The following is a 13,389-nucleotide window of genomic DNA, read 5'->3' on the forward strand; positions in this document are numbered from 1 at the left end:
CGCACACGTTACGAACGAGGACTTCATGGACCTGCACACCGCCCTCGCTACCTTCGACCGCGCCGCGATCGCCGACCGCGTCGCGGCAGCGGAAAGCCAGCGGCTCCAGATCGTCGAGCGGTTTCCGCTCGAGCACTGGCCTGCCATGCGGCTGGATGAGTATGCGCTGGGCGCCGGCACCGATGGCGAGCCGACGTATTGCCGAATGCTCGAGTTCGTGGCGACCGAGTTCGGCAGCATCGGCGGAGGCAGCGCCGGGAAGCACATCATCTACCGGCACAATTCCGGTGAGTGGCGGCTCGCTCCGCCACTGATGGGGTTGGGCGTCGACGAGGCCTGGCATCGATTGCGCGGTGAGTTCATCGCCGCCTTCGATGCCGTTGAACGGGAAGCCTTCGCCGAGCTCGACGACCTCGAGATCCTGACCTCAGGACAAGCCCTCGTCACCAAATCGTTGACCGCCTACTACCCGCAGCATTTTCTGCCCATCTACTCACGCAACCACCTCCGATCGTTCATCACCAGGCTCGGAGGCACACCGGATCGGCACGCCCCCGCTTGGCGGGCCAACCGGCAACTGCGCGCGCTGGTCGAGGAGTATTCCGATCTGCGTGCGCTATCACCGGCTGAAGTCATGTGGTTCCTGTACGCGAACTTCGACCCGCGCGAACAGAAGCGGGCCGTGTGGAAGATCGCCCCCGGTGAGAATGCCCGGCATTGGCCGGATTGCCTGGCAGGCAACTACATCTGTGTCGGCTGGGACGAGGTCGGCGATCTCGCCCAATACACCAGCGATACCGAATTGAAGCAGGCATTGGACTCCCACCGGCCGCAGGCTGCCGGTGGAAGCCTGCGGCAAGCACGGGAACTGCTGGCCTTCCGCGACCTCGAACCGGGTGATCGGATCGTGGCCAATCACGGCCTGAAGCGCGTCCTTGCCGTCGGCACTGTGTCCGGAACCTACCGATATGACCCGACACGACCGGACTCACATCACATCGTCCCCGTCGATTGGGACACCTCGTACGCACGCGATCTGGACGAACCCCAACGCGGATGGTTGCGCACGCTGGTCAAAGTGCCCGAAACACGGTTCGCGATGATTACCGACGGCTCGACCGATCCGAACCGATCACCTTCCGCTCCCAAAGCGGAGGCCCCCGAGAACATCAGCCAGGTGCTCGCGGCGCTCGATCGGAAAGGCCAGGTCATCCTGCACGGTCCACCGGGCACCGGGAAGACACGGCTCGCCTTGCACACCGCCCTGGCCGCCACCGGGCGCGGGGCGGCCATCGGCACGGCGGATGAGTCACCCGCGATCAAAGAAATGCTCGGCTCCGATCGGGTCGAGCTCGTGACATTCCATCCGTCATACGGATACGAGGACTTCGTCGAGGGATACAAGCCGGTGGACGATCCCGCTGCGTACGGCCTGCGGCTGGAGCTGACCGACGGCCTGTTCCACACCTTGTGCACCACGGCAGCGGGCGATGATGAGCCCGTCTTTCTCATCATCGACGAGATCAACCGCGGCGACCTGCCCAGAATCTTCGGCGAACTCATCACCCTGCTCGAGACCGACAAGCGCGGGATCCCACTACGCTTGCCGATCAGCAAGCGAACCTTCACAGTTCCACCGAACCTGCGCATCATCGGGACGATGAACACCGCCGACCGCAGCGTCAGTCATCTCGATGCCGCGATCCGCCGCCGTTTCGCCTTCGTTGACGTCGGTCCCGATCCCGACGCCCTGTCCGGCACCGTCGGCCCGCTGGACCTCGCAGCCTTCCTCACCTCCCTCAACACCCGCATCGCCGCCGGCCTCGACTCCGATCACCAGATCGGTCACGCCTATCTGCTCGCCGACAGCGAACCCGTCGCCACCGATGAAGAACTGGCTGCCGCCTTCTACCACGACATCGTCCCGCTGGTCGAGGACTACTGTGTCGGCCGGGTAGAGCTGCTCCACGAGCTGTTGGGCAACCTCGTGGATCAAGCCAGTGGCCGACCGGCACAAATCGCCGTCGCGGATCTGGCGGCGGCCCTGGCCACCGAGTTCACCGCCGGCACCAGCCGTGACCTCGATGCTTGATCGCGCCGAAATCCGGCTGGCCGAATACGAATCCGCATCGCTGAGCCTCGACCAGCTCAGCGATGCCGATCTCGACCGCCTCCGTGCCCTCGCTGCCCAGCGCCGCTGCACCATCACCCCCAACCGCACCGGCTGGACCTTCACCGCCGGCGCCACCGTCGGCGTCCTCGCCCTCGACCGAATCCGCCTGATGATCGCCCCCAAGGTGGCCTTCACCGGTAACTCCCTGCTGCGCTGGCTCAGCTACGCCACCGCCACACCGGTCCCCCACGACACCACCCTGCGCAACTGGCAACTCGACCGCCACGGCCTCCCCGACCTCGTCGCCGCCGCCTTACTCGCCGAATGCCAGACCCTGCTCCGCGACGGCCTCCGACGCGACTACGTCCGCCACGACGTAATCGAGCCGGTGCTGCGCGGCCGCCTGGACATCGTCGCCCAAGCCACGAAGCGCTATGGCCTGCTCGACCAGCTTCACAGCCGCACCTTCGACCGCGCGGTCGACATTTGGGAGAACCAACTGTGCGGGTTGGCCCTCCGGGCCGCACGCATGATGGTCTCCGATCCCCACCTGGCTCGCCAACTCGCCCTCACCGCAACCGAATTCCCCACCACGAGCGCGAGAGGCAGCGCACTTCGCAGGCTGGACCGCACCACCTACACCCGCCTCAACCGCCGCTACCGCACCGCACATCTCTGGTCCGGCCTCATTCTGCGTGGTGGCGGTGTCGCCGACCTACTCGTCGACACCGGAGCCGCCGCCGACACCCTACTGCTGGATATGCCGATCCTCTGGGAGTCGGTGGTCCGCCGGGTCGTGCACGACGCCGCACCACCCGGCACCGAAATCGTCCCTTCCACCGGCTCGACCGCCATCACAGTGCGCGGCGATGCTGCTCCGCGCACCCCCTTCCGCCCCGACGTGCTCCTCCGCCACACAAACGACGCAGGCCAACTCACCTACTTCCCGGTCGACGCGAAGTACAAGACATACGGGCACGATTCGATCTCCGCCGCCGACATCCACCAACTGCTGACCTACATATCCGGCTATGCGCCCCCGCCAACGCCCGTATCAGCCATCGTGCACCCGAGCCCGAGCGCATTCACCCACCGAAAACTCGAGATCGGCGGCAACGGACGTCATCTGGGCATCATCCACGTCCACGGCATCAACACGAATACGACACCGGACGAGGCCACCGCTCATCTCCGGGCGACGATGTTCGCGTAATCAGGGGCGGAACTACCGCTGGCCCGTTCTGAATTTACCGGGAAGCCAATGATGTCGCGGCTCGACCGCGGTCGCGACACGTCCATCCGTTCGACCGCCATCGCTTTAGAGCTCGCCGCGTTTCTCGGACGCATCGTCGGCGGTCTTGTCAGTGTCGACGGGATCCAACCATGCGGCGACACCGCCGGCGCCACGGGCAAGTTGACGACGGCCCGCGGTCACCAGGGCCGCTGTCCTAGCTTTCGCCGCGTTCAACGCATCGGCAATCGTGGCGTGGTCGCCACCTTCCCACCTGGCCACCTGCAAATTGCGCGCCTGAACAAACTGGTCGAGCATTGCGTCGAGTTCCCGGCGGTGCTTGGTCAACGATCGCGAGACGAGCTTGTGATGCGCTTCGGAGGTTTTCAGCACCGCGTGGGTGGTCAGGATCTCGCGCAGTCCGTCTACCAGTTCGGTGTCAGCACGGTACTGGTCACGCAGAATGGCGCGAGCGCTCGTGATGGTTTGTTCGAGATGCTCGGGCTCGGCCACCCGCACCTGCTCGAGCCGCAACCGCTGCCACAAGAACAACGACTTCTGCGCAACGACCAGCAACTGCAACGTTTCGCCCAGGCGATTCTTGCGGATCATCGCATCGAGTTGCTCGGCACGCTTCCCGGGCCCGGCGCCACCCTCCAGCATCTCGGTTTGTTTCATCGCATGCATTCGCAACCGTTCGACCCCGACCTCCAAATCCGGTCCGAGTCCAGCGAGTGACGACCAGTCGGTAGCGGTCAACGCATCACCGTTGGCGAGCTCCTGAGCCTTCCGAGCCAGTAACCGGTGATGGCCGAATACATCGCCGATCCGTTCGGCCGACGCGAGCCGCAGCACCTCGTCGACCTTGTCCTCGATCACGTCGAGATGTTCATGAATCTGGTCGAATTGCGCGGAGATCGCTGCTTCCAGCGCCATTATGGCGGCCATCTGCGGTCCCATGGCGATGCCGGTAGGTGCGGGGATCCGAGTGTTCGACCTGATCGTTCCACCGCTGTCGCGCACCATCCGGTGATAGGTGACTGTGGCACCAGAGGGGCGCCGCGCCGCCAGAGCTGCGCGACCACGGTCGATCAGAAAGGCCGAACCTACGGCACGATCCCCGAATATCCGCGGCGCCAACTTGGACAGCGCCGGGCCGGTCTCCACCGGCACGACTGGTAGCTGCCCGCCCTCGAGACGGGCGAACTCGGCGATCGCTTCAGCGTCTCCGACCAGCGCCGTACCGAAATCGTCCGCAATGACCACCAGGTCCATCGCTTGCTCTCCGGCCGCACCCTCTGCCGTCGTCGGAACCTGCTCGTCTTCCACGCTCGACCCTTTCCGAAGCCCACAGCAGACAGCCGGGGGTCCTGATAGTCCACTCGACCAGAATTGTGCCGCAGACCTCCGACACCTGGAGCACCAGTCGAGCATCGACAGATCGCAGCGCCGAATCCGCCCTGCCCGCAGTAAGCATGCAATTCGAGTTCCGCAAGCGAATCTTCGTTATGCTGCATGCGGTCAGGAGAAGCCAACAGAGTCAAGGTCGTCAAGCCATGAAGCGTGCGTTGTGGGTCGTGCTGTTCCTGTTCGCATGGCCGTTTTTCATAGCCGTGTGGTGGTTGCGACCCGAAACGCGACCGGGCTGGGTCCGCCAGGTCGTCGGTTTCGCCCAGCAATATCCGAAACCTTGTGCATGGGCAGGTGTCGTCGTCGGCCTGATCGGCGGTATCGGCAACATCACCGCGAGCGTCGGCGCAACGCTCCTCGGTTTGGCGATCGCTGCCGGTTGCGGTTACTTGTTGCTGCGATGGCGGGCGCAGGAACGTGCCGCGGTTCATGCCGAAATCGCCTCGCGTGCAGACGCACAGCACCAGGCGTACCTCGCCGATGATGACTTCGGTCTGTACGGCACGCGGGATATGCCCCGTCTCGACAAGGACTAGCTGTGAGTGGGCCGGCCGTCGCGCAGATAGACAGCTTTGCCGGTTCGATCCGCGTGCAGTGCGGCCTCAACCCTCGTCCACAACGCGGTGCCGAGCCGCTGCCGAGCCTGACTTTCTGAGCAGAATTCGAACGCCGTAAGTTCTTCGTCCTCGATACGGAGGTCGGAAATCTGCGAATCCGTCAGGCGGAGGCCGCCGAAGACAAATTTCAGCCAGTCGTCCCACCTGCTATGTGGCGACACCCAGTCGATGCACAGTAAGTCCAGTTCGTCCGAGGATAGTTCGAGGCCCAGCTCCTCACGTAGTTCACGTAGCGCTCCGACGTCCGGCGGTTCGTTGGCCTCGACATTGCCGCCGGGCAGATCCCATCCGGGCTTGTAGTTCGGATCGACGAGCAGAATTCGCCCTTGCTGGTCGAACAGGAGTACATCAGCGCTGACCAGCTTCCGAGGCAGCATCGCGTTGCCTTCGGCGATATGGGCCGCGTAGGCATCGGGGTCACGTTCGTACAGGGGTTTCTCCACAGCACTCATGACATCATCTTCTTGCGCGACTCCGCTCAGTGATGCGATCGGAATTTCGCTAGTGCCGCCTTCGGCGGCACTACGCGCCTGCAAACCGGTCCGGTTGTTTGATCACCATCGCAGGTATCCAGGTGCGAGAACGGATGGTCTCGTGCAGATGCTCGAGAAAGGCCGACACCATCGGACTGGTGCGGTACGGCTGGAGGCTGTCGAGTAGGTCGCCGAGATGACGTACAACGACATGGGATGCCAGGTCGGAGGTTGCTGCGATAACGCCGTCCGCGATCATGCAGGCATGCTCCGGGTGCCCCTGGTCGGCGAGTACTGCCGCCAGCATGAGTTGAGAGAGCGCGCGGGAGCGCGCCCGATCGGGTGACCTCAGGTCGGTCGCCCGCTGCGCGCATTCGGCAGCACGGGCCTGATCACCGAGTTGCCTGGCGCATCGCGCAGCTTCGGCAGCGAGACTGCCGTGATCGAATCGGCTGACCCAAGGCGACAGTGGGTATGCGGCAGCGGCGTCCAGCGCGTCCGCCGCCCGCTGCAGGCATGCGCGGGTTTGGCGGGCTTCGCCCAGGGCCGCGAACCCGCGGGCCTGCATCGCGAACAACCGGGCTTTGAGTTCGGGGTTGGCCGGCGCTTTCGCCAGGAAGGACTCCGCCTCGTAGGCGTGCTGGATCGCGCGCTTCGGATTACCAAGATGCAGGTCGAGATGGCTGAGACTCGTGCGTATATGCACCGGCAACTGTCGATCGGGACCCAGCTTGGCGAACTCGCGGGCTCGCATGAACTGATGATGAGCCAGTTCGTCGTGTCCTGCGTCGTGCGCCATCCACCCGGACATCTCGATCAGTCCTGCGGCGACGACGAACAACGCGGGATCGGTATCGCCGAAAAACAAGCGCGGCCCGAGATCGGTCGTGAGGTAATGGGTCAGTTCGCGGTAGAGATGGCCACCGCCCATCCTGAGATCCGCTGACCGCAAGGAGTCGACGACGGCCATATCACGTTGCTCTGCCGGAAGACGAGCATCCAAGCGCAGCAGCCGAAACGAGCCTGCCGTCGGAGAATCCGTGGCAACGTACGGTGGCACGGACATCGAATGGGTGCGACCGGGCATCTGGAACCACAGCAGTTGATGTGGAATACCGAGCAAACCGGCCCAGTGGACGAGGCTGTCCATCTGCCGGATCGGCGGACCGTTCTCTATACGGCTGATTCGTACCTGGCTGATCCCGGCCCAGCGCGCAACGTCGGCTTGACGTACAGCGGACCCATGGTCGGGGTGGCGGCGGTAAGCCGCGATGACCTTGCCCATATGCCGTTCGGCAAGTGCCCGTTTGAGCGGTGGATGGTCCCAGAAGCCCGGTGAGAGCGTCGGCGGTTCTGACTTGCCGTCGCGGACCTTGGTCGTACAAGGACCGCAAAGCGCCGTGGAATTATCTGCGGCCAGCGGTCGACCGCACGAGCGACAGCGCCGTCGTCCGCTGCCCGATGTCGTTCCCAACATTCCCCCTGAATTCCGATGAACGTATGCGTGGGCTGCTCGTCCGCTGACTACAGCCCAGCCTACCGGCCTGAACTGGGGATATAACCCGATCCGCAACCCGCATAACCGTTTGGGCATACGGCAGCCGCGTCGAGGCGGTGAAGGTGAGAGCCATTCGACCGCAAAGGAGTACGAATGTACCTCTACCGACCGAGGCTGGCCGTTGCCCTGCTGCACAGCGAGCACAACTCGGCCGAAAACGAATCGATCACCCCACAGCGTCAAGAACGACCGAAGCTACCCACCCGGCGCGCACACAACCAGTCAATCGGCGCCCTACGACTCTGGCACACCTGCAATCTCGACCTTCTCGAACGCGTCGCCGCGGGCTTGCGCAAAATCGACGCCCCCGCGGCCTGCAGAAACACCGAACCCATTCGCGGGCGGGCACACGCCGTTCACCTGATGGCCGACCACACCAAGCACGACTGCGCCCGATTCCGGCTCGCCGCGCAGTACATCGAGGACCACCAATGACCTCACCTGGCATGTTCGGGCTGTCTATCACCGAACACCGCAGCGTGCCCACCATGACGATCGAACTCGCCCACGCGGTCATGCAGAAGCACATCGATTGCCCCATCTCGGTCTGCCCGATCAAACAGCAGGCCAAGGCACGCCTCGTCGAAGCACGTCGCATGGCGCCCGCCAACCGACCGCACATGGGCTACTGACCGGAGGAATACATGCTCGACGAAATTGCCACACAGACACCGCGCCGAGCCGAAGTCCCACCACCGAAGCACCGCCTGACGCAAGCGCCGACGCCAACCATCACGGAGCTGACTCGCTTCGCCGACGCCCTGCGCCAATGGCGACCTGCCTCCGATCGGCGGAGCCCACGATGACCGACGACAACCAATTCACCCCTGAACCCACCCGCCTGCGCTTCCTGATGGCCCGCGCCCACCGCGCCGGTTACCAGCTGATCGCCGAGGCGAGGGAGCCCGGTAGATGGGCGCTGGTCGACATCGAGGACGGCGAACGATTGTTCGAGGCAACATCGCTCGCCGAAGTCGAGCAGTTCTTGCGCGAGTGAGGTTTGCGCCGAAGTCGTACGGTTAACGCGCAAATCAAGCGCTCACGCCAATGAACCCCTCGGTCGGCCGAATCACTCGAACGGGTTAGGAGTTATCTGAGTGTGAAAACGTCGAGTCGCAGACTCCTGCGCTGGTCGTGAAGGATCTGAATTTGCCTTGTCCAACACAATTGCGGACCTACACGAGCCGACGCAGCACCGCCCACCGATCACAGCGCATCCAGCAGCTCCCCCACCTCGACCGTGAAGCTATCCTGCGGTCCTTTGATCATCCGCAGATCATCCAACAGCGCTTGCAGCATCGAGCGTGCGGCCGGCAGATCACCGATCTCGCGTTTCAGGTCGCCGATTTCGAAACGCAGGTCAAGGGCGAGGTCGGAGCCGTTGCCGTCGGCGTCGGTGACCTCGGCGAGGACCTGTTCGAGTTCGGCCAGGCCGTCCTCGATATCGCCGAGCGCCATGCGGCCGCGGGCGGCGCCGGCGCGGCATTCCAGAGCCGAGCGGCTGAAACGTCCCTCGGCGCGCTGGTAGGCCTGGGCCAGCAGGTCGAATTCGCGGCAGGCGCGGCGGTCCTCGCCGGCCAGCGCCCAGGCTGCGGCCACTTGTTTGCGCAGGGCGAGGACCTTGATGTTTTCCCGGCCGACTGCGGCGGCGGCGCTGTCGATCACGCTGCTCAGCGCGTCCGCGGCTTGGGCAAATCGTCCGCCGTCGAGCAGCTGCCAATAGCGATCCTCGGCGTCGGCGATCGCGGTCTGCATATGCCGCGCCGACATCGGCGCCGTGGGTGCCGATGGCTGTGGGCGGAGCCGGGTGGGCTCGATCTGGCCGGTCTCCAGCGGAGCGTTCGGCCGTCGGAATATCCGCGTCGGGTCGGGGAATCCGGGAAGGTACAGGTCGGTGGGGGGCACCGGCGTGCCGGGGCCGGGCAGGAACGGCAGAAGGCGTTCGTAGACCGAATAGGCATCGGCCGGGCGCGATTGCGGGTCCTTCTGCACCAGATCGAGCACGAGCCGTTCGAACTCCGCGGGAACATCGAGGCCGAGTTCCCGCAGCGGCATCGGCGGCTGTTCGGTGTGGGCGAGCATGATGGAGAATTCCGAATCAGCCTCGAACAGCGGTCGGCCGCTGATCATTTCGTGGATCAGGCAGCCGAGCGCATACAGGTCGCTGAGCGGGGTGACCCGGCGGCCGTGCACCCGCTCGGGTGCCATATAGCGCAGGGTGCCGATCTGCTGCCCGGTCACAGTCAGCCTCGGCGCCGAATTGTCGAGGATCGCCGCGATACCGAAGTCGATGACTTTCACCGCACCGTCGCGGGTGATCAGCACATTCCCGGGTTTGAGATCGCGATGCACCACGGGTAGCGCATGTGCGTAGGAGAGCACGGTAGCGATTTGGGCGGCCACCGACGCCACCCAGGACAGTGGTAGCGGATGGTCGGGATCGATGTAGTTCTGCAACGGAACGCCGTCGATGAGTTCCATCACCAGGTAAACCGTCTCGAACGACGCGTCCAGCACCGCATCGAACACCTGCGGCACACCGTGGTGGCGGATGCGGGCGGTGACGCGGGCTTCGCGGCGGAAGCGTTCGGTGAACTCCTCGGCCTGCTCGGCCGTCACCACCTGGTCGACGCGAATGGTCTTCACCGCGACTTCCCGGTCCAGCACGATGTCGTAGCCACGCCACACCGAGCCCATGCCGCCGGAGGAGATCTGTTCGGTGAGCTCGTATCGGTTATCGATCCGCCGCACCCGCATAGGTCGTTCCCCTGTTCCCCTACACCACGATCAGTACGCGCCGCCGCCCCGGACAACCGGTCACGCTACGCCGTCCAGACCGTGCTGTCGCCGGATCATCCGCCAGGCGGCGCGGCTGGCATGCCGGTTGAGCGTTTCCTTGAACGCCGGCTCGGAACTGCTGAAGTACTTGTTGCCGAGGTCGGCGACGGTGTCGAAATGTTCCATCATCTTGTCCTGGAACACCTCGACGAATTTGCCCTGGAATTCGTCTTCGCTGCGGTTGGCGACGGCGGCCAGCTGCACCCCGGGATCGGCCAGTGCCTCCTGGTACGGCTTGGCCAGGTCGCCTTCGTCGAATTCGGTGCCGAACCGTTCGTTGAGTTGCTCGATCAGCTCCGAGAGCAGCGATTTCTCCGGCTCCTTCGGCGCGGCAGCGTTCTCGCCGAACCCGGGCAGTGTGGCCGGACCTTCCGGTGCCAGCCCGAGATCGAGGTCCCCGATGTGCTGAACCCTGACGTGGCTGAGATCCACCTGCCCCACATCCACACCGCCGTCGGCGCGACGCGGCAGCACGTTCAGCAGATGCTTGCCGTACAGATGCAGCAGTTCGAGCTCGGCATCCTGATACGGCACGATCTGGGCGAGGAACCCGTACTTGCGCACGTAATCGCGCAGCTCGATCCGGAACTGTTCGGCCAGCTCCACATCCGATTCCTCATCGCTATGCAGCAGCGCGCTGAACCGGTCGACCGCGGGCTGAAGGTGCCGATACAGCTCCGCGTGCAGCTTCTGCCACTTGGCCTGCGATCCGGCCGCCTGCTGTTCGGCGACCAGGTATGCCTCCGCGAACGACCGCATCTCCGATTCGATCAGGATCGGTGCGGCCATCACCTTGGTCTGTGCCAGATACAGCAGGTTCGGGTCGGTCGGCATCGTCTCGGCCAGCTCGTAGTACGGCCGGAACGATTCCTGGATGTCCTCACCGTCATTGGCGAAATCGAGCACGGCGAGATCGGCCTGGGTTTTCAGCTCATGGGTGCGGTTGAGCCGCGACAAGGTCTGCACCGCGGCGATACCGTGCAGCTTCTTGTTCACGTACATGGTGGTGAGCAGCGGCTGATCGAAACCGGTCTGGTATTTCTCGGCGACCACCAGGATCCGGTACTCCTGCTGCCCGGCACCGCCCGAACGGGTGGCGAGGTCGTCGGCGCGGGTGTAGGCGAAGGCCTTCGGCAGCTGGGATTCCGGCAAACCGCCGTTCTCCTTGGATTCGGTGGTCTCCTCACCCTCGTAGTCGAGGGCACCCGAGAATGCCACCAGCACACCGATATCCGGATACTTCTTGTCGTAACCGATATCGGCCAGGTGTCGTTTGATCGCCCGCGCCATCGCGACGGCGCTCTTACGGGAATCGGTGACAACCATCGCCTTGGCCCGGCCGCCCAGCAGATCCCGGGTGTGTTCGACGAAGTGCTCCACGATCACCTGCGCTTGCTGCACAACCGTGGAGGGATGGGTGAGTGCGAACCGGGCCAGCATCGTCTTGGCCTTGGATTCGGGGACCTCACGGTCGGAGGGGTTCTCGTTGACGAGGCGGTAGAACGTCTTGTAGGTGACGTAGTTGCGCAGCGGGTCGAGGATGAAGCCTTCCTCGATGGCCTGGCGCATCGAATAGGTGTGGAAGGGGCGATACCGGTCGCCGTCCAAGGTGCCGAACGATTCGAGGGTCTTGGCCTTGGGCGTTGCCGTGAAGGCGAAGTACGACAGATTCGGCGCCTGCGCGCGTTCGGCCGCCTTACGGTCGAGACGCTGTTCCAGCTTCAGCTCCGTCGCGCCGTTGTCCTCGTCGTCGGCATCCAGGCCGAGATCGCGCAAGGCCGCGCGGACCGCGGTCGCGGCATCACCGGACTGTGACGAATGCGCCTCGTCCACGATGATCGCGAACTTCCCGCCACGCAGCTCGGTGGGATTGCGGCGCAGGAAATCCAGCAGCGCCGGGAAAGTGTGCAGGGTGACGGTGATGATCTTGCCGGATTCCTGGGTGAGCGCATTGGCCAGCTGCTCGGATTTCGCCCCCTGCTTATCGTCGATCTTGACGACCAGCCCATGCACCCGCTCGAAACTGCCGACGGTCTCGCGCAGCTGACTGTCCAGATTGCGCCGGTCGGTAATGATGATGATCTTGTCGAACACCGGAGTGCCAGGCTGCAGCCCGGCCGCCGGATCGAGCAGCGCAGGGTCAGCAGCGGTGTGCAGATCGGTGAGCCGGTGCGCGAGCCAGCCGATGGTGTTCGACTTACCCGAGCCGGCCGAGGCCATCACCAGATAGTTGTGCCCCGCACCATGTGTGGCCGCATGCGCGGTGAGCTTCTTGACCACATCCCACTGGTGGTAGCGCGGGAAGATGATCGTCCGGTTGCCCCGCCCGCCCGGGCCTTTCGACTCGTGCGTATGCACGAACCGTTCCAGCAGATCGAGCCAGTTGTCCGGATGCCAGATCTGATCCCACAGGTAGGCGGTCGCATGTTTGCCCTCGACCGTCGGCGCCGGATTGCCCGCACCGCCGGCTTTCCCCGGGCCCTCGGAACCGGTATTGAACGGCAGAAACCGCGTCTTCTTGCCTTTCAGCTGGGTCGCCACGAACACCAAGTGCGGATCGACCGCGAAGTTCGCGATCACCCGCCGGGTGAAGATCAGCTCACTGGGATCGCGTTCGTTGCGATACTGCTCTTTCGCATGCTCCACCGTCTGCCCGGTGAGCGGATTCTTCAACTCCGCCGTAGCCACCGGAATCCCATTGAGTAACAAGGCGAGATCGAGCCGATGCTTGGCATCGGCCTGCTTCGTCGCATACGGCAGCTCCCGCACCACGGTGAGCCGATTCTTGCTGTAGTCATGCAGATCATCCGCCGAAGTCACCAGATTCGGCTTGAAATACGCCAGCCTGATCCGCACCCCACGATCCTTCACCCCCGACCGCAGCGTCTCGATCAGCCCCTTCACCCCGATCTGCTGATCCACCGCCTTCGCGAACCCCAGCTCGGCGGCATGCTGGTCACCACCGTAGAAGGAGACCAACTCATCCCACTCCTGTTGCTGAGTCGCGCCGATGAAGGCGAGCAATTCGCCCAGATCCATGCCGAGCTCGGGCTTGTACTCGTGCGGATTGCCCTGGTACCAGCCGTTTTCGTGCATGGCTGCGACGATGGAATCGCCGAAGGTGAGTTCGTCATGGACTGGGCTCATTG

General features: G+C 64.2%; 11 protein-coding genes. 5 read left to right on the forward strand and 6 right to left on the reverse strand.

What is annotated here, in order from left to right; all coding sequences use genetic code 11:
* Positions 1–25 precede the first annotated feature (25 nt).
* Positions 26–2,092 (forward strand): McrB family protein, encoded by a 2,067-nt coding sequence (locus AC5W7N_RS23595; protein WP_495922168.1) that lies wholly within the window; start codon positions 26–28, stop codon positions 2,090–2,092.
* Positions 2,085–3,326 (forward strand): McrC family protein, encoded by a 1,242-nt coding sequence (locus AC5W7N_RS23600; protein WP_495924188.1) that lies wholly within the window; start codon positions 2,085–2,087, stop codon positions 3,324–3,326. The genes AC5W7N_RS23595 and AC5W7N_RS23600 overlap by 8 nt, the downstream gene beginning before the upstream one ends.
* Positions 3,327–3,431: 105 nt before the next feature.
* On the opposite strand, the gene AC5W7N_RS23605 is transcribed toward AC5W7N_RS23600, so the two are convergent.
* A complete protein-coding gene (locus AC5W7N_RS23605) occupies positions 3,432–4,673 on the reverse strand; it encodes a hypothetical protein (protein WP_495922169.1) in 1,242 nt (413 codons plus the stop codon).
* 146 nt (positions 4,674–4,819) lie between these two features.
* On the opposite strand from AC5W7N_RS23605, the gene AC5W7N_RS23610 reads away from it, so the two are divergent.
* Positions 4,820–5,290, forward strand: coding sequence for a hypothetical protein (locus AC5W7N_RS23610; RefSeq protein ID WP_495922170.1), 471 nt, complete (start codon positions 4,820–4,822; stop codon positions 5,288–5,290).
* Here the strand turns inward: AC5W7N_RS23610 and AC5W7N_RS23615 are convergent.
* From AC5W7N_RS23615 to AC5W7N_RS23625, 3 genes are all read right to left on the reverse strand, one after another.
* Complete coding sequence (locus tag AC5W7N_RS23615; protein ID WP_462740846.1) at positions 5,287–5,823, reverse strand: NUDIX domain-containing protein; 537 nt, start codon at positions 5,821–5,823, stop codon at positions 5,287–5,289. The two genes, AC5W7N_RS23610 and AC5W7N_RS23615, sit on opposite strands and share 4 nt — an antisense overlap.
* A 70-nt stretch (positions 5,824–5,893) precedes the next feature.
* On the reverse strand, positions 5,894–7,129 hold the full coding sequence (locus tag AC5W7N_RS23620; RefSeq protein ID WP_495922171.1) for a helix-turn-helix domain-containing protein: 1,236 nt from the start codon (positions 7,127–7,129) through the stop codon (positions 5,894–5,896).
* A gap of 507 nt (positions 7,130–7,636) precedes the next feature.
* Positions 7,637–7,834: a hypothetical protein gene (locus AC5W7N_RS23625; protein ID WP_495922172.1), complete on the reverse strand. Its 198-nt coding sequence runs from the start codon at positions 7,832–7,834 to the stop codon at positions 7,637–7,639.
* Here AC5W7N_RS23625 and AC5W7N_RS23630 point away from each other — a divergent pair.
* Both AC5W7N_RS23630 and AC5W7N_RS23635 read left to right on the forward strand, forming a co-directional pair.
* The gene (locus AC5W7N_RS23630; protein WP_495922174.1) at positions 7,834–8,034 is read left to right on the forward strand and encodes a hypothetical protein; all 201 of its coding nucleotides are present in this window, start codon (positions 7,834–7,836) and stop codon (positions 8,032–8,034) included. The two genes, AC5W7N_RS23625 and AC5W7N_RS23630, sit on opposite strands and share 1 nt — an antisense overlap.
* A 170-nt stretch (positions 8,035–8,204) precedes the next feature.
* A complete protein-coding gene (locus AC5W7N_RS23635) occupies positions 8,205–8,399 on the forward strand; it encodes a hypothetical protein (protein WP_495922175.1) in 195 nt (64 codons plus the stop codon).
* A gap of 209 nt (positions 8,400–8,608) precedes the next feature.
* Here the strand turns inward: AC5W7N_RS23635 and AC5W7N_RS23640 are convergent, their stop codons facing one another.
* Positions 8,609–10,159, reverse strand: coding sequence for a serine/threonine-protein kinase (locus tag AC5W7N_RS23640; RefSeq protein ID WP_495922177.1), 1,551 nt, complete (start codon positions 10,157–10,159; stop codon positions 8,609–8,611).
* Positions 10,160–10,219: 60 nt separating this feature from the next.
* Positions 10,220–13,387 (reverse strand): type I restriction endonuclease subunit R, encoded by a 3,168-nt coding sequence (locus tag AC5W7N_RS23645; RefSeq protein WP_495922178.1) that lies wholly within the window; start codon positions 13,385–13,387, stop codon positions 10,220–10,222.
* Positions 13,388–13,389 lie beyond the last annotated feature (2 nt).

The organism is Nocardia sp. CDC519 (assembly GCF_059509835.1).